At 58.6% G+C, this 15,791-nt stretch carries 22 protein-coding genes and 1 rRNA gene; 6 read left to right on the top strand and 17 right to left on the bottom strand.

Annotation, left to right across the window (positions count from 1 at the left end):
- The first annotated feature begins 163 nt into the window (after nucleotides 1-163).
- A 5S ribosomal RNA gene (rrf, locus tag ACIONG_RS00005) occupies nucleotides 164-279 on the top strand.
- A 74-nt stretch (nucleotides 280-353) separates the two neighbouring features.
- Here the strand turns inward: rrf and ACIONG_RS00010 are convergent.
- The 10 genes from ACIONG_RS00010 to ACIONG_RS00055 all read right to left on the bottom strand — a co-directional run bounded on the left by ACIONG_RS00010 (nucleotide 354) and on the right by ACIONG_RS00055 (nucleotide 8,448).
- Nucleotides 354-638: a hypothetical protein gene (locus ACIONG_RS00010; protein ID WP_103307191.1), complete on the bottom strand. Its 285-nt coding sequence runs from the start codon at nucleotides 636-638 to the stop codon at nucleotides 354-356.
- A 257-nt stretch (nucleotides 639-895) separates the two neighbouring features.
- On the bottom strand, nucleotides 896-1,126 hold the full coding sequence (locus ACIONG_RS00015; protein ID WP_008082703.1) for a hypothetical protein: 231 nt from the start codon (nucleotides 1,124-1,126) through the stop codon (nucleotides 896-898).
- Between the two features lie 121 nt (nucleotides 1,127-1,247).
- Complete coding sequence (locus tag ACIONG_RS00020) at nucleotides 1,248-1,478, bottom strand: hypothetical protein (protein WP_401295731.1); 231 nt, start codon at nucleotides 1,476-1,478, stop codon at nucleotides 1,248-1,250.
- A 71-nt stretch (nucleotides 1,479-1,549) separates the two neighbouring features.
- Complete coding sequence (locus ACIONG_RS00025) at nucleotides 1,550-3,187, bottom strand: ABC-F family ATP-binding cassette domain-containing protein (protein ID WP_401295734.1); 1,638 nt, start codon at nucleotides 3,185-3,187, stop codon at nucleotides 1,550-1,552.
- Between the two features lie 146 nt (nucleotides 3,188-3,333).
- The gene (locus tag ACIONG_RS00030; protein WP_103307185.1) at nucleotides 3,334-4,371 is read right to left on the bottom strand and encodes a DNA topoisomerase IB; all 1,038 of its coding nucleotides are present in this window, start codon (nucleotides 4,369-4,371) and stop codon (nucleotides 3,334-3,336) included.
- 70 nt (nucleotides 4,372-4,441) lie between these two features.
- On the bottom strand, nucleotides 4,442-5,521 hold the full coding sequence (gene modC, locus ACIONG_RS00035) for a molybdenum ABC transporter ATP-binding protein (protein WP_213028508.1): 1,080 nt from the start codon (nucleotides 5,519-5,521) through the stop codon (nucleotides 4,442-4,444).
- 3 nt (nucleotides 5,522-5,524) lie between these two features.
- Nucleotides 5,525-6,205 (bottom strand): molybdate ABC transporter permease subunit, encoded by a 681-nt coding sequence (gene modB / locus ACIONG_RS00040; protein WP_008082690.1) that lies wholly within the window; start codon nucleotides 6,203-6,205, stop codon nucleotides 5,525-5,527.
- Entirely contained in the window at nucleotides 6,206-6,973 is a 768-nt protein-coding gene (modA, locus tag ACIONG_RS00045) for a molybdate ABC transporter substrate-binding protein (RefSeq protein ID WP_401295739.1), read from the bottom strand.
- A gap of 166 nt (nucleotides 6,974-7,139) precedes the next feature.
- Nucleotides 7,140-8,204, bottom strand: a complete 1,065-nt coding sequence (locus ACIONG_RS00050; RefSeq protein WP_401295742.1) for an NAD(P)H-dependent flavin oxidoreductase — start codon at nucleotides 8,202-8,204, stop codon at nucleotides 7,140-7,142.
- Between the two features lie 88 nt (nucleotides 8,205-8,292).
- The gene (locus tag ACIONG_RS00055; protein WP_158249188.1) at nucleotides 8,293-8,448 is read right to left on the bottom strand and encodes a hypothetical protein; all 156 of its coding nucleotides are present in this window, start codon (nucleotides 8,446-8,448) and stop codon (nucleotides 8,293-8,295) included.
- A gap of 31 nt (nucleotides 8,449-8,479) precedes the next feature.
- Here ACIONG_RS00055 and ACIONG_RS00060 point away from each other — a divergent pair, with 31 nt between their 5' ends.
- Both ACIONG_RS00060 and ACIONG_RS00065 read left to right on the top strand, forming a co-directional pair.
- Nucleotides 8,480-9,463, top strand: coding sequence for an MDR family oxidoreductase (locus tag ACIONG_RS00060; RefSeq protein ID WP_401295746.1), 984 nt, complete (start codon nucleotides 8,480-8,482; stop codon nucleotides 9,461-9,463).
- A 61-nt stretch (nucleotides 9,464-9,524) separates the two neighbouring features.
- Nucleotides 9,525-9,983 carry a GyrI-like domain-containing protein gene (locus ACIONG_RS00065; RefSeq protein ID WP_401295749.1) on the top strand — a complete coding sequence of 153 codons (459 nt, stop codon included), beginning with the start codon at nucleotides 9,525-9,527 and terminating at the stop codon, nucleotides 9,981-9,983.
- On the opposite strand, the gene ada is transcribed toward ACIONG_RS00065, so the two are convergent.
- The 5 genes from ada to ACIONG_RS00090 all read right to left on the bottom strand — a co-directional run bounded on the left by ada (nucleotide 9,980) and on the right by ACIONG_RS00090 (nucleotide 13,115).
- Entirely contained in the window at nucleotides 9,980-11,047 is a 1,068-nt protein-coding gene (gene ada, locus ACIONG_RS00070) for a bifunctional DNA-binding transcriptional regulator/O6-methylguanine-DNA methyltransferase Ada (RefSeq protein ID WP_401295752.1), read from the bottom strand. The two genes, ACIONG_RS00065 and ada, sit on opposite strands and share 4 nt — an antisense overlap.
- Nucleotides 11,048-11,134: 87 nt before the next feature.
- Nucleotides 11,135-11,800 (bottom strand): DNA oxidative demethylase AlkB, encoded by a 666-nt coding sequence (alkB, locus tag ACIONG_RS00075; protein ID WP_103307193.1) that lies wholly within the window; start codon nucleotides 11,798-11,800, stop codon nucleotides 11,135-11,137.
- Nucleotides 11,801-11,805: 5 nt separating this feature from the next.
- Nucleotides 11,806-12,516: a 2OG-Fe(II) oxygenase gene (locus tag ACIONG_RS00080; RefSeq protein WP_103307172.1), complete on the bottom strand. Its 711-nt coding sequence runs from the start codon at nucleotides 12,514-12,516 to the stop codon at nucleotides 11,806-11,808.
- A 94-nt stretch (nucleotides 12,517-12,610) separates the two neighbouring features.
- Nucleotides 12,611-12,778 carry a hypothetical protein gene (locus ACIONG_RS00085; RefSeq protein ID WP_177431470.1) on the bottom strand — a complete coding sequence of 56 codons (168 nt, stop codon included), beginning with the start codon at nucleotides 12,776-12,778 and terminating at the stop codon, nucleotides 12,611-12,613.
- 34 nt (nucleotides 12,779-12,812) lie between these two features.
- Entirely contained in the window at nucleotides 12,813-13,115 is a 303-nt protein-coding gene (locus tag ACIONG_RS00090; protein ID WP_007912251.1) for a DUF1883 domain-containing protein, read from the bottom strand.
- 210 nt (nucleotides 13,116-13,325) lie between these two features.
- On the opposite strand from ACIONG_RS00090, the gene ACIONG_RS00095 reads away from it, so the two are divergent.
- Both ACIONG_RS00095 and ACIONG_RS00100 read left to right on the top strand, forming a co-directional pair.
- Entirely contained in the window at nucleotides 13,326-13,682 is a 357-nt protein-coding gene (locus ACIONG_RS00095) for a hypothetical protein (RefSeq protein WP_103307171.1), read from the top strand.
- A 71-nt stretch (nucleotides 13,683-13,753) separates the two neighbouring features.
- On the top strand, nucleotides 13,754-13,984 hold the full coding sequence (locus ACIONG_RS00100; RefSeq protein WP_103307170.1) for a hypothetical protein: 231 nt from the start codon (nucleotides 13,754-13,756) through the stop codon (nucleotides 13,982-13,984).
- A gap of 3 nt (nucleotides 13,985-13,987) precedes the next feature.
- Here ACIONG_RS00100 and ACIONG_RS00105 read toward each other — a convergent pair whose 3' ends face one another.
- Nucleotides 13,988-14,269 carry a hypothetical protein gene (locus tag ACIONG_RS00105; RefSeq protein WP_177431471.1) on the bottom strand — a complete coding sequence of 94 codons (282 nt, stop codon included), beginning with the start codon at nucleotides 14,267-14,269 and terminating at the stop codon, nucleotides 13,988-13,990.
- A 142-nt stretch (nucleotides 14,270-14,411) separates the two neighbouring features.
- Nucleotides 14,412-14,597, bottom strand: a complete 186-nt coding sequence (locus ACIONG_RS00110) for a hypothetical protein (protein ID WP_090283267.1) — start codon at nucleotides 14,595-14,597, stop codon at nucleotides 14,412-14,414.
- A 258-nt stretch (nucleotides 14,598-14,855) separates the two neighbouring features.
- On the opposite strand from ACIONG_RS00110, the gene galU reads away from it, so the two are divergent.
- A complete protein-coding gene (gene galU / locus ACIONG_RS00115; RefSeq protein WP_007912230.1) occupies nucleotides 14,856-15,695 on the top strand; it encodes a UTP--glucose-1-phosphate uridylyltransferase GalU in 840 nt (279 codons plus the stop codon).
- Nucleotides 15,696-15,791: the final 96 nt, after the last annotated feature.

Raw genomic sequence — 15,791 nt, forward strand, 5'->3', positions numbered from 1 at the left:
ACCCAAGCAATTTGCTTGCTTCGAGCTGAAAGGCGAAAGAGCACCAGATTGCGGTGTGTGAAGACGAAACGAACCGAAAGTTCGATGTTCACAAAACACCTAGCTGTCACATACCCAATTTGCTGAAGCGAGGCCATCTGGTCACGACTCAGTACCCGAATTTCTTGACGACCATAGAGCGTTGGAACCACCTGATCCCATCCCGAACTCAGAAGTGAAACGATGCATCGCCGATGGTAGTGTGGGGTTTCCCCATGTGAGAGTAGGTCATCGTCAAGATTAAATTCCGAAACCCCAATTGCGAAAGCAGTTGGGGTTTTGTTTTGCCCGCAGGAAAGTTTCTTCAAGCAGATTCAAACAAACGCCTGCCCGGAAAAGCCTCGAGGCAAGCGCTGGAGCCCTGCCATTGCACTCAATCGCTCGATCCATTCATTCCGCCAGTTCGCTGGGCCGTGAGAGGCTTTTGCTTGCCGTGCGATGCGTCGAGCCGCATTGCGTTGATCTTTTCTTGCCTGTTTGAAGGCGTCGGTATTACGGCAACTGCGGCACTTCACGCGAGTGAGTTCTTTGCTCGACGTGAGTTGTTTGCCTTTATGGCCGCAGGCCAGATGCCCATCGACGCTGAAGTGGGTAACCATGAAATGTCTCCTTCGCGACATGTAAACGTTTGACAGTTCGTTTACAGCACCGTTCTGCGACTGGTCAGGCACACAAAAAAACACCCGCATGCGGGCGGGTGAGAGAGGTAATGCGCAAAGGAGTCATTCCAATGTATGCGCACAGATGTGATGGTTATGTGAAAGGAAATCCGTCATTGCAGCCAGAACAAGAAAATGCCGCACAGGCAACATCGCGGTGACGCTTGTACCACCGCTCATAAGTTCCGAGACCGGCGTTATCTGAATCGAGGCAACGGCCGATCGACAGGTTTAAGCGCCGACAGTGTGTTGCGAATCAGCGGGGCATCCTTCTCGATGTCATTCAGGCGATCACGGATGCGCAGGGCGGTCGGGTGCCCGCCTTGGTGGTCAACCCAGTCGGCGATCTCTTTGCAGGCAGCTGCGAGTCGCGCCTGTCGGGCGTCGAGCAGGGTGAGGAGGGTGGTGATGGACTCTTTTTCGGACATGGAACACCTCCGTTCAATGAAACCGCTGAGCGGCAGCAAAAAGCCCGCGAGTTGCGAGCCTTCTGCCGTTGGGGCGCTGCTCCTTCAGCTGGTTTCAGTATAGACCCGCTTCTGTTTGGCATCAGCCGGAAGACTCGCGGGCCGGAATGGGTGAACTGACTGCGTTGAGCCGATTACATTCGCGTCGCGCATCCTCTTCGGCGTCGTAGCCATCACCGATGAAACCATTTGTGCGTGTATCGCAAATGCGGAACCAGCCAATGGCTTCGGCGGGATCATGCTGGCTGTCACTGGCGCGTCGACCGTGAATGATGATCTTGTTGCAACGCTTCACGACGAAAATGTCTTCCATGGCGTCACCGCAGCTGATTCGTGTCACATCAACTATAGAAGCCCTCTGCAATCGTGCAAAAAATAGACAGGTCAACTCGTCGGTTGCAAGTTCCAGCCTCCGGCATGCCAATGCAAATCATGGGTTGGGTTTAACGCGCGTAGAAACGCCTGGTCGTGGGAAACCGCGACAATTGCGCCGGGAAATGTCTGCAAGGCCTGCTCGAAAGCTTCTACCGATGCCAGGTCAAGATGATTGGTCGGCTCATCAAGCAGTAACAATTGCGCCGGCACCTGACGCCACAACGCCAGGGCAAGAGCGGCTTTCAAGCGTTCACCGCCACTGAGAGAGGCGCAAGGCAAGGTGACGCGCTGCGCGTTAAGTTGCAGGTGTGCGAGATAACTGCGCAAGGTGCCTTCGTCCAACGGCGTTTGCTGCGCTTGTAGTTGTTCAACGATGGATGTCCGATCATCCAGTAGCGTTAGTTGCTGATCGAGAAAAGCAAACGGCACGTGAGTCATGCACTCACCTGACACCGGCGTCAGCTCACCGGCGAGCATGTTCAGCAGGGTTGATTTGCCGCAACCATTGGGGCCGCTGACGGCAATGCGCATCGGCCCGTGGATGGCGAGGTTCAGCCGGGTCGAGGGTGCGTCGTGCGGTAGCCACGGCAGGCAGGCATCGAGCAGCGTGCAGACTTGCCGGGCACTCGGGACAACGCTGCCCGGCAGGTTGATCAAGACCTCGTTGTCAGGCTCGACGTGTGCATAGGCATCGCGCACACGGGTGTCCAGATCGGTTTTGCGAGCCTGATGGCCGAGGCGAACATGCCCCATGATTTCCTTCGCAGCGGCTTTCATCGCTGCCCGCTCGAAGCCGGCAACATTAGCAGTTTGCGCATTACGTCGGCTGCCGGCGGCATGGCGCTGGATCGTATCGTGCTCGCGCTGCAGCCGCGAACGTTCGCGTTGGCGTTCGGCGCGGGCTTGATCAAGTTGTGCTTGCGCCGCTGCCCGGTGGGTTCGGCGCTGCTGCGTGAATTCTGAATAGCTCCCGGTGAAAACTGTCGCGCCCAAAGGTGTGAGCTCGACGATTCGCTGCATTCGTTCCAGCAACTGCCGATCATGGCTGACGACGATCAGTCCACCGCGCCATGCTTCAAGCGTGCTCATCAGCCATTGCCGACCATCGCTGTCGAGATGATTGGTCGGCTCATCCAGCACCAGTAACTGCGCTTGACTCAACAACGCGCCGATCAGATCGATCCTGGCCTGCTGGCCGCCGCTGAGCGCCAAGGTCAGATCGGTAGCCGCGATGTGGGGTAGCCCGGCGTCATCCAGTAACTGCCGCAAGCGATCCGGCAAATCCCAGCGCTCACCAATAAGGTCAAAATCATCGGCACTGGCGCAGCCCAGGTTAAGTCGCTGCAACGCCGCGAGTATCGGCGCCGCGCCTATTGCCTCTGCCACCGTTTGCCCGGGTGTGGTCACGAAGGCTTGCGATACGTAACTCACCGAAGCCGAATTCACCACTGTGCCGGCGGTAGGCTGCAACTGTCCGGCTATCAGTCGTGCGAGCACGCTTTTGCCGATGCCGTTGCGACCGACGATGGCGGTTGGCAGATAATCGAAGTTCAGATTCAGTGCATTGAAAATCGTCTCGCCGTTGGCGAATTGAAAACCCGTTTGATTCAGGGAGACGAGTGCAGGCGTACGCGAGACGTGAGTCATTGGCACCTCCGGAAAAATGTCGTAAAAACTGACAAGTGCCATTGAGCGGCTTGTCGCGATTACATTTTCAGAGAGCCGGGTTGTTCACTTCTGCGATCATCCTGAGGAGGGAAAGGTGGCTAGCCTAGAGGACGAAGCGCTGTCGATCAAGTCGCGTCGGTCACTTCACTCATTCGTTCAAGAAACATCGCCAGTGCCACTTCCTCGGCGCGCAGGCCTTTGCGCATGCGGGGGCGTGGTAATTCGGCGAGGGCACCGAGCATGAATTTTTCCACCACGGCCGGGTGGATGTAGCACTTGCGACATACCGCCGGCGTGTTGCCCAGCTGCTTGGCCACGCCTTTGACCATTTCCACGACATGCCGTTTGGCTTCGGTCTCGGACTCATGTTTGAGTTCGCGCAAAACCGCCAATGCCAGGGCACTTCCGGCCCAGGTGCGATAGTCCTTGGCGGTAAAGTCGGCGCCGGTCAGGGTTTGCAGGTACGTGTTGACGTCGGAAGAGCTGACGGTGTGCCGTTCGCCATGTTCATCCAGATACTGAAACAGGTTCTGACCGGGAAGCTCCAGGCAGCGCTTGATGATGCGTGCCAGACGGCGATCCTTCACGGTGATCTGGTGTTCGATGCCACTCTTGCCGCGGAACTGGAACAGAATCGCGCTGCCGTTGACCTCGACATGGCGACTGCGCAGGGTGGTCAGGCCGTAAGAACGGTTGTCCCGCGCATACTGCGTATTGCCGACCCGGATCAGAGTGGCGTCGAGCAGGGTAATCACCGTGGCCATGACTTTGTCGCGACTGAAACCGGGCGCCGCCAGCAGCGCTTCCAATTGCTTGCGCAGCTTCGGTAACGCGAGACCGAACTCGCGCAGCCGCGAGTATTTATCGGCATCGCGCACTTCGCGCCAGCGCGCGTGATAGCGGTATTGCTTGCGACCGCGGGCATCGCGCCCGGTGGCTTGCAGATGACCGCGCGGGTCCGGGCAAATCCACACATCGGTATAGGCCGGTGGCACCGCGAGGGCGTTGATGCGTTTGATTTCGTCCGCATCGGTAATGCGCTGACCCGACGGTTCAAAATAGTTGAATTTGCCGCGCAGCTTTTTGCGGGTGATACCGGGCTGCGTGTCATCGACGTAATGCAGATCGGATGGCAGGGCGTCGGTCAGCTCGGTGTCGGGCATGGCAGCTTCCTTGGATGGCGGCAGTCTGTAAAACGATTGACCGCACACCCACGCCGTCGTGCCGAATAATTTAAGCGAGTACCGCGACAGCCTTGATTTGCGCCCAGAGTTGCTGGCCCGGATGCACGCCCAATTGATCGCGGGAGAACCGCGTGATGCGCGCCAGCAGCGGCGTGCCGCCAGCGTCGAGGCGGATCAGCACATGGGCGGCATTGTCTGCCGCCTGCTCACTGACCACCGTGACCGGCAGACGATTGAGGATGCTGCTGAACTCGCTGTTTTGCAGGCTCAGGCTGATATCTCGCGCGTGTACCTTGCAACGCAAGGCCTGGCCGACCGACATGGGTTCGTGGGTCACGCGGATGTTCATTTCGGTGGCCGGCAGTTGCAGGCTCAACAACTGGTAATCCGCATCGTAGGCACTGACCTGGCCCTCGATGATCACGCCGGCGTCGTCGCCCATCGCCATCGGCAGATCGAGACGGGCGAGGGTTTCGCCGATCGGGCCACTGGCCAAGGCTTTGCCATCGCTCAGTAACACCAGATGATCGGCCAGACGGGCAACCTCGTCCTGTGCGTGGCTGACGTACAGCACTGGAATATCCAGTTCGTCATGCAGACGTTGCAGATACGGCAGGATTTCGTTTTTGCGCTGACTGTCGAGCGCCGCCAGTGGCTCGTCCATCAACAGCAGTTTCGGGCTGGTCAGCAGTGCCCGGGCGATGCCGACACGCTGACGCTCGCCGCCGGACAGATGTTGCGGATGACGCTCAAGCAAATGGCCGATGCCCAACAGTTCGGTAGCTTGCGCCAGGTCGACCCGCCGCTCGGATCTGGCGATGCGCTTGAGGCCGAACTGCAGATTGGCGAGGACCGACAAATGTGCAAACAAACTGGCTTCTTGAAACACGTAGCCCAGTGCGCGTTTGTGCGGCGGGACAAAAATGCCCTTGTCGCTGTCTTGCCAGACTTCATCGTTGATCCGGATAAAGCCATGTTCGGCACGTTCAAGACCGGCAATGCAGCGCAGGCAAGTGGTTTTACCGGATCCGGAGTGGCCGAACAGCGCGGTGACGCCACGCCCCGGCACATGCAGATCGACATCCAGGCTGAAGCCAGAATAAGCAAGTTGCAGACGTGCATCGATCATCAATCAGCTCCAGCCCGCGCGGGTCTTGCGGCTGGAGTACAGCGCCAGCAACACCAGAAACGAAAACACCAGCATCGCGCCAGCCAGCCAGTGAGCCTGGGCATATTCCATCGCTTCGACGTGGTCGTAGATTTGTACAGAGACGACACGGGTCTTGTCGGGAATATTGCCACCGATCATCAGCACCACTCCGAACTCACCGACGGTGTGCGCGAAGCCGAGAATGGCCGCGGTGACAAAACCGGGGCGAGCCAGTGGCAAAATCACGCTGAAAAAGGTGTCCCACGGATTGGCGCGTAATGTCGCGGCCACTTCCAGTGGGCGAGTACCGATCGCCGAGAACGCGTTTTGCAACGGTTGCACCACGAAAGGCATGGAATAGATCACCGAACCGATCACCAGTCCGGTGAAACTGAAGGTCAGAGTGCCAAGGCCCAGCCACTGAGTGAACTGGCCGAGGAAACCGTGCGGCCCCATCATCAGCAATAGATAAAAGCCGATGACGGTGGGTGGCAGCACAAGGGGCAGGGCGACGATGGCCCCGATCGGGCCGCGCAACCATGAGCGGGTGCGCGACAGCCACAGGGCAATCGGGGTGCCGACAACCAACAGGATCGCAGTGGTCAGAGACGCCAGTTTCAGGGTCAGCCAGATCGCCGCGAAATCGGCACTCGTCAGCGACATTTAGAGTTGGTAACCGTAAGACTTGATCACCGCAGCGGCTTTCGGGCCTTTGAGGTATTCAACCAGGGCCTTGGCTGCAGCGTTGTCCTTGCCTTTGTTGAGGATGACCGCGTCCTGTTTGATCGGGTCGTGCATGCTGGCTGGCACGATCCACGCCGAACCGCTGGTGACTTTGCCGTCCTTGTAGATCTGCGACAGCGCCACGAAACCCAGCTCGGCGTTGCCGGTGGAGACGAACTGGTAGGCCTGAGTGATGTTCTGGCCTTCAACGATCTTCGCTTTGGTCGCTTCGGTCAGCTTCAGTTTTTCCAGCACTTGCGTGGCGGCCAGGCCATAAGGCGCGGCTTTCGGGTTGGCAATGGACAGGTGCTGGTACTCGTTCTTCTTCAAAACTTCACCTTTGGCATCGACGTAACCGTCCTTGGCCGACCACAGCGCGAGGGTGCCGATGGCGTAAGTGAAGCGCGAGCCCTTGACGGTATCGCCTTCTTTTTCGAGTTTTTCCGGGGTGGTGTCGTCAGCCGAGAGGAACACTTCGAACGGTGCGCCGTTCTTGATCTGGGTGTAGAACTGTCCGGTAGCGCCGTAGGCTGCGACCAATTTGTGACCGGTGTCTTTCTCGAAGTCGGCGGCGATGGCCTGGATCGGTGCGGTGAAGTTGGCAGCAACAGCCACCTGCACTTCATCGGCCTGGGCAGCGCCGATGGTGAATACGGCGAGCAAAGAGGCCAGGCAGGTAGGGGCAAAACGTGAGGCACGAATGGTCATGTAACGGCTCCGTTGTTGGCAGGTGCAGGCGGCAGTTATTGTTGGAGGTGGGCTGCCTATGCGAGGGGTGAAATCGCTATATAGAGAAATATATAGCGAAATGCCGCCAAACAGGAAGTGCTGGCAAAAAATAGGGTGAGGCATTTTGTCCTCACCCTGTTCGATTTCAACGGCGCGTCAGCTTCGCCAACGCCCCGTCGGCCAACTGCCGAGTCAGTTCGGCGCTGCTGAGATCCCGGCCCAGCGTGAAAGCCTGGCCGGCCCAAAGGTTGGCAAATTGCGCATCATCTTTCGCTCGCAGCGGCATCAGCGCACCACCGGCCAAAGGAAATGCCGGCGCTTTCGGCGACATCGGGCCGAGTTCGCGCATCACGCGGTTGAGAATACCCCGCGCCGGGCGTCCGGTGAAAATGTTGGTGACGGCTGTTTCACTGTCCTTAGCCGTGCGCAGCGCCTTGTGATGCGACGCGCTGATTTTCGCTTCCGGGGTGAACAGGTACGCGGTACCGACCTGTACCGCCGAGGCGCCCAGCATGAATGCCGCGGCTACGCCTCGAGCATCGGCAATCGCGCCAGCGGCAATTACCGGTACTTTGACCGCGTCGACGATCTGCGGCACCAGCGCAAACGTGCCGACCTGGCTGCTCAAATCATCACTGAGAAACATTCCTCGATGGCCGCCAGCCTCATAGCCCATGGCGATAATCGCGTCGCAGCCGTTCTGTTCCAGCCAGATAGCCTCATCGACGGTGGTAGCAGATGAAAGGATTTTCGCGCCGGTCGCCTTGACTCGATCAAGCAGGGATTTTTCCGGCAGACCGAAATGGAAGCTCACCACCTCTGGCCGAAACTCTTCCAGTAACTCGCACGCTGCCGCATCAAATGGCGCCCGATTGGACACCGGAGTCGGTGCATCGAAGTCGACGCCCAATTCGCGATAGTACGGCTCCAGCAGGTTCTTCCACTCAATCGCGCGTTGCTCATCGGCGGCGGGTGGCTGATGGCAGAAGAAGTTCACGTTGAAGGGCTTGTCGGTGTGGGCGCGAATCGTCTTCAGCTCTTCACGCAGTTGTTCAATGCTCAGCATCGCCGCCGGCATCGAACCCAGGCCACCGGCGTTGCACACGGCGATTACCATGGAAGAATTCGTGGCACCGGCCATCGGGCCCTGGATGATCGGCAGTTCAATACCGAGCAGATCGAGAATGCGGGTGTCTGGCCATTGGCTCATTGAAGCGGTACTCCGAACGATGAAGCGGGGGCAGGGAGGCAGAGCCGGTTTTTTAACAGTAAAACCGGACTCAGGGCCACTCTGAAATTCAGAACACCGCGCGGTGCTGGCTGTCAGCGCCGATGGAGGCCATCTCCGCCGCCGCCAAAGGAATGGCCGAGACCACGGGAAACACTCGGTGAATTCCGGGATTGGCGGAAAGTCGAGTGTGGCAACGTGTTGCGATGTGATATTTGAATGGCATGCCCCCTGCAATCCATCCACGAGAGCCCATCATGTTCAACGGTATTTTGATCAATAAAGACGACAGCGGTTATCGCGCCACCCTGCAACAGATCAACGAAGAACAGTTGCCCGAAGGCGATGTGACGGTGCGCGTCGCCTACAGCACGCTGAATTTCAAGGATGGGCTGGCGATTACCGGCAGCAGCCCGGTGGTGCGCAAGTTTCCATTGGTGCCGGGGATCGATCTGGCAGGCACTGTCGAGGTCAGTTCGCACCCTGACTATAAGGTCGGCGATCAGGTGCTGCTCAACGGCTGGGGCGTGGGCGAGAGTCATTGGGGCGGTCTGGCGCAAAAAGCCCGGCTCAACGGCGACTGGCTGATTCCGCTGCCCAAGGCATTCTCTCCCGTACAGGCCATGGCTATCGGCACGGCCGGTTACACCGCCATGCTGTGCATTCTGGCGCTGGAACGTAACGGCGTGACGCCGGAGCAGGGCGAGGTGCTGGTGACCGGCGCGAATGGCGGTGTCGGCAGCTTCGCCATCGCCCTGTTGAGCAAGCTCGGCTATCGCGTGGTGGCGTCCACGGGCCGGGTGTCCGAGCACGAATATCTGAAGCAATTGGGCGCCAATGAAATCATTGATCGCGCAACCCTGTCCGAGCCGGGCAAACCGCTGGCCAAGGAGCGCTGGGCGGCGGTGATCGACTCGGTCGGCAGCCACACGCTGGCCAACGCCTGTGCCAGTACGCGCGCGGAAGGCACGGTGGCTGCGTGCGGCCTGGCTCAGGGCATGGATTTCCCCGCATCGGTTGCACCGTTCATTTTGCGCGGTGTCACCTTGGCCGGCATCAACAGCGTGACCCAGCCCAAGGCGCGCCGCCTGCAAGCATGGGATCGGTTGGCCAGCGATCTGAACTTCGCCTTGTTGCCATTGATCAGCCATGAGATCGCTCTGAGCGATGTCATCGATGCCGCACCGAAATTGCTCGCCGGGCAACTTCGCGGACGGGTTGTGGTTGACGTCAATCGCTGACAAAGTGAGCGCCATTGCGGCTCTGTGCGGCCGCACTTCTATAGAGGGAGTGGCACTTTCAATGGATTTGAAACGGCAACAGATCGAATCGTTCACGGTTTCAGGCGTGCGCGTACGCACGACCAACGCAGCCGAACACACACCCGATACAGCGAAAATCGGCCCGATGTGGGGTGAGTTTTTCAGTAAAGGTCTGGCCGAAGAAATTCCCGGCAAACAAACCGGTTCGCCGGTTTATGGCGTGTACTCGGCTTACGAGTCGGATGCTTCGGGACAGTTCGATGTCACGGCCGGCGTCGCGGTCAATAATCCGGCCGAGGGACTTGAGTCGATAGTAATCGAAGACGGCGACTATCTGGTCTTCGAAGCGCAGGGGCCATTGCCTGACGCAGTGATCTCGACGTGGGGCAAAGTCTGGAGCTTCTTCGAATCCAATCCGCAGATCCAGCGCCGATTCGTCACTGACTTCGAGGCCTACACCGGCCCCGAATCAGTGTCGGTCTACATCGGCGTGCACTAAGGCTGCGTCTCGCGCTCAAGCAGTTGCCGTTTACGCTCGACGCCCCAGCGATACCCGGAAAGATTGCCATCGCTGCGAACCACGCGGTGGCAAGGGATCGCCACGGCCAAGCAGTTCGCGCCGCAGGCCTGAGCCACGGCGCGCATCGACGTCGGTGCGCCGATGCGTTGGGCAATCTCGGCATAACTGGCGGTGCTACCAACCGGGATTTCCCGCAGCGCCTGCCACACCCGTTCTTGGAACGCCGTGCCGCGTACGTCCAGCGGCAGGTCCAGGCCAATGGCCGGGGCCTCGATAAACCCTACGACTTTGGCGATCAACTGCTCAAACCCGGAATCGGCACCAATCAGATTGGCTTTGCGGAATTGATCCTGCAGGTCGCACACCAGTTGGTGCGGATCGTCACCCAGCAGGATCGCGCAAACCCCGCGTTCGCTTCGTGCTACCAGAATGGCCCCGAGCGAGCATTGCCCGACGGCGAAACGAATGTCGTTGTTCTGCCCGGCAGCGCGGTAGTCGCCGGGCTTCATGCCCAGCAACTGATCGGCGGCCTCATAGAAGCGGCTGTTGGAGTTGAAGCCGGCATCGTACAGCGCGTCGGTCACTGAACCGCCGTCCGCCAGACGTTCACGCACTCGGCGTGAGCGATGAGCCGCTGCGTAACCTTTGGGCGTCAGCCCCGTCGCGGCTTTGAACACCCGATGAAAATGAAACGGGCTCAGACCTGCTGTTTCAGCCAACACATTGAGTGCGGGCAACGTTTCGGCAGACTCGATCTGGCGGCAGGCTGTCGCCACCGTGGCGGCGTGCTGCGCCGCGACAACCGTTTGATCCTTGCTGGCCCGTTTGCTCGGGCGATACCCGGCGGCTTCTGCCTCAAGGGCGGTGTCGAAAAACTCCACATTCTGTGGTTTTGGCAAGCGCGCAAGGCTGCTCGGACGGCAGTAGATACCAGTGGTTTTCACCGCGTAGACAAACTGCCCGTCCGCCCGCGGGTCGCGCGCAAGCACGGCAGCCCAGCGTGGATCGTCTTCGGTGTTGAGAGTGATCGACAGCGTTTTCATGAGCGTTAATCCGTTGACCTGTTTGATTCAGGTTAATCCGCGATGCTGGGCACAACACTCCGGGCCTTGCGGTCAAACTTTCCAGGTTCATCCAGCGACACGAAAGGTCAGATTGATCCGTTGTTCGCCGAGGCGCGGGTGCCGGCCCTGGCGGATCGGCAACACACCATGAAAGCGCAAGCGATCAACGCCGCCCCAGATCACCATATCGCCATGCAACAACGGGATCCGCCGGGTCTTGTCGCTGCGAGCGAAACCGCCGAACAGGAACATGGCCGGCAAGCCCAGCGACAGCGAAACGATCGGCGCTGCGTAGGCATTTTCGTCTTTGTCCTGATGCAATGACATCTTGGCGCCGGGGACATAGCGGTTGATCAGGCAGGAATCAGCCTTGAAACCTGCAAACCCGGCTTCCTGCGCCGCCGAGTGCGCCAAATCGGCAAACACCAGAGGCATCTGCGGCCAGGGCTGTCCGCTGAGCGGATCAACGCGCGAGTAACGATAGCCGCTGCGATCAGTGATCCAGCCCAGTTCCCCGCAACTGCTGGTGCCCACGGACATACTGAATCCGCCCGGTGTGACCATGTGGCGGAGCGGGGCTGCGATGAGAATGCTGTCCAGCGCTGGCAGCAATTGATCGATCAGCGGCAGCGCAAACCCGCGCAGCACCCACGATTGTTCGCCAATTTGCTCGGCGCGGGGCTGCTGTACAGGTTCGTTGCCGGCGAACAGATCGAAAGTGTGCGGGTACATGGCGGTCATTGGGCGTCGTGGAAGATGATGCCTAGGGTATGCCTTTTTCCACTGTGCAGGCGACTGACGCCATGACGCAGCGTCACCCGGTAGTCGCCACGCCCGCCCTGAATCGGGCGCTGATTCACGGCAAAAATCACTGCGTCGCCTTTCCTCAGGTCCAGCACCTGCGGCCGGGATTGCATGCGCGGACGTTGCTCGGTCAGCACGAACTCGCCACCGGTAAAGTCTTCCCCCGGTTCTGACAGAAGAATCGCTACTTGCAGCGGAAACAGCAGTTCGCCGTACAGATCCTGATGCAGGCAGTTGTAGTCCTGTGGACCGTATTGCAATAGCAGTGGAGTAGGGCGTACCTGGCCGGCGGCATGACAGCGCCGAAGAAGTTCGTCATGGCTCGGCGGGAAACGAGTCGCCAGGCGCATCCTTTCATACCAGCGGTTGGCTACTGCCACCAAGCGCGGATACAGCGCGGTACGCAGGCGTTCCACGGCGGTCGGGAGGGGATAGCTAAAATACTTGTACTCGCCGCGACCGAACCCGTGGCGGGCCATGATGACCTGCGATCGAAACGGTTCGGCCTGCGGATACAGCGCGCTCAGGCGATCACAGCTCTCGGCCAGCAGCAGATTGCGAATGATGGCGCAGCCGTCCTGATCCAGCTGCTGTTCCAGGCTCGCCCAATCGAGCGAATCCAGCCGGGAGGGTGACATCGACATGCTGACTCCGTTGACTCAAGGTCGAGGCAGTCAGTCTATGCGGGCCCTTGCGGCAGAACACTCCGCCGCTTGCGGTCGAATTCGTTTCGGTGCGTTACAGCGCTTTGCTGACGGTGATTTCGCTGATCACATCAGTCGCGTCGTGGATCTTGGCCAGAGCATCCTTGGCCTCTTCTACGCTGTTGCTTTCCAGTTGTGCGAACTCGAAGCGGCGCTCACCGTTGAGTTTGTACTTGATGACGTATTTGGTCGTTTGGGCCACGGTCATTTTTCCTGTCTGTAAAAGGCGGGGCGGCTCAGCTGAGTTTGGTGCTGGAGCGGCGGATGATCTTGATCGAATGCGTCAGCGTTGGTTTGCGCGTCACGCTGATTGCTCGGCGGTTGACGGTGTCGATGGTGATGTTCCAGAAACCGGTACTCGGCGCAGTGATACGGGCCGGGAACGTGTCGAAAGCGCCGCCGTGGTAGGTGTGACGACCACCATTTTTGAAGCTGCGGAAGTTGGCGTCGTTCATCAGACGGATGTTGCACATTTGCGAGCATTGGATGACGACGATGTCGTCTTCGTTGAGGTGCTCGCGCTGGTGAATGAATTTCATGGGCGCCTCCAGAAGGGCTTTTTCTACAAAATCAAAACGATAGCTTGTAGTTGCGCGCAGTTTATCAGCCCGCACGGGTTATTATCTGGCCGTCGGGCGTCGGTTTGACAATTTTGAACAGATATTCGCAATTGGATGCGGGTTAAATGCAGAAGGCCCCGGAGAAAAACGGCATTTGTGCTGTCGGACGGTCTTTAACGGAGGTTTTGTATGAAGTGGGGTGTGGTGTGTCTGCCGTTGGTTTTAGCAGTGGGTGGTTGTGCGAGTGTTTCCGAGATCAATGAAACGCTACCCACCATGAGCGTGATCTCCGGCAAAAAACCCCAAGAGTATGCGCAGTGCCTGACTGAAAAGCTCGCCAACAGCCGCGGCGCGCTGCAAATGCAGCCGCACAAGGACGGCGTTCGCGTGATTGTCCCGGGCAAACTGTCGTCAGGCCCGGCCGCCGTGTTTGATATCGAAGATCGCTCCGGTGGCAGCGCGATCAAGCTGCATGAGCGCATGTCCAATGTGCCAGTGCGCCCGCGTGATGTGCGTAACGCCGCCAACGCCTGCATTTCCGGCTGATAGACTACAGGTCATCAGCATCAGTGCCGTCACAGTCATGCTGTGACGGCATTTTTATTTCTGGAGTCGCGATGAAGCGAGAGCAAGTACGAGAGCGCCATGTAGAGGGCCTGATCTCTGCCACCCATGTCATCCAGAACCCGGCGAATTCGGGGGAGTGGATCGTGTTTTTCAAGAAAAGCGCCGGGCGCAGTTATTTCCTGGTGGACGATAACGACGAAGTCGAGTCATTCAATCGGCTCGACGATCTGATCGAAGTCGTACGCGGGCTCGGGATCAAGTTCGCTGAAATCCACATGTAGCGTCTATTTGCAGACCACCACCACGCTGCGGTTCTTGTAGTTGCCGACATCGACGCCCAGGGTCTTGTCGCTTTCCTTTGACGCCGGCGTGCCGTCAGTGCCGACGATGCGATAGCCGGTGCCGGCGCATGAGGCATCCGCCTTCTCGTAACAGGTGGCCCAGGAATTGGCTTCGCCGGAGCAATCGATGCTCAGGCCCTGTTCGCCGTTGTTCAGGGTGGTCGGCTGGGAGGTGGCACAGCCGCTCAGTGCCAGTACCGCAATCAGTGGCAAAAATTTGTTCATGTTCATGGTTTGTCGTCTTCAGCGTGGGGGACTAGACGCTCTGACAGCGCCAGTGTGAAAAGGTTATAGCGATTGGCCACTTGTTTGCACATGAGCACAAAAAAGCCCTGCGCAAGGGCAGGGCTTGAGCATGTGCAGCCGATCAGTCTTGATCTTTGCCACGGCGTTTTGCCGATGCCGGGGTGTCGGTGAACACCGCTGCTACATCAGTCGCCATCTGCTCGCTGTCGAAAGGCCCTGCGATGTGTTCGCCATTGGTAGTGGTCAGCGTCCACTTGCCGTCCTTCTTGTCGATCACATACCCGTTGACGATTTTAACTGCGGCCATCTATCTGTCTCGTTCACTGGTTCAAAGGCGCCATGATACCGGCAAATGCTCGCATTGGGGGGCGATGAGCGTATGGTGATCCTGTCTGGTGGCATCTTTGAGCTACGCTGATTTCGCGGTTCACATTCGCCGATGGAACTATCGGCGAGAATATTTCTCTATGTTGGCATCGGTTAGCCAGTGCGGGGCATTGTAAGGTGCACGCCGCCTGATTAGACTGCGCCGAAACTCGTACACACAGCCCTTTCAAGGACTTATATGATCAAGAAATGCTTGTTCCCAGCAGCCGGTTACGGTACTCGCTTCCTGCCAGCGACTAAAGCCATGCCTAAAGAAATGCTGCCGGTGGTAAACAAGCCACTGATCCAGTACGGCGTTGAAGAAGCTCTGGACGCTGGCCTGACTGAAATCTCCATCGTTACCGGTCGTGGCAAGCGCGCCCTGGAAGACCACTTCGACATCAGCTACGAGCTGGAAAACCAGATCAAAGGTACCGACAAAGAGAAATACCTGGTCGGCATCCGCAAGCTGCTGGACGAGTGCTCGTTCTCCTACACCCGTCAGACCGAAATGAAAGGTCTGGGCCACGCGATCCTGACCGGTCGTCCGCTGATCGGTGACGAACCGTTCGCCGTGGTGCTGGCCGACGACTTGTGCGTCAACCTCGAAGGCGACGGCGTGCTGACCCAGATGGTCAAGCTGTACAAGCAGTTCCGCTGCTCGATCATCGCCATCCAGGAAGTCGATCCACAGGAAACCAGCAAGTACGGCGTCATCGCCGGCGAGATGATCCGTGACGACATCTACCGCGTACACAGCATGGTTGAAAAGCCAAAGCCGGAAGACGCACCGTCGAACCTGGCGATCATCGGTCGTTACATCCTGACCCCGGACATCTTTGACCTGATCGAACAGACCGAGCCAGGCAAGGGTGGCGAAATTCAGATCACCGACGCCCTGATGAAACAAGCCCAGAACGGCTGCGTCATGGCCTACAAGTTCAAAGGCAAGCGTTTCGACTGCGGTGGTGCTGAAGGCTACATCGAAGCGACCAACTTCTGCTTCGAGAACTTCTACAAAACTGGCAAGGCTTACTAAGAGCGCTTGATCCGGTTGTAATGAAAAGCCACCTTCGGGTGGCTTTTTCATTTTCCGCCCCTATATGGATAGCAGTGCTTGCCCAATGGATGACGG

Origin of the sequence: Pseudomonas sp. NPDC087817 (assembly GCF_044742875.1) — a bacterium.
Classification (GTDB): Bacteria; Pseudomonadota; Gammaproteobacteria; order Pseudomonadales; family Pseudomonadaceae; genus Aquipseudomonas.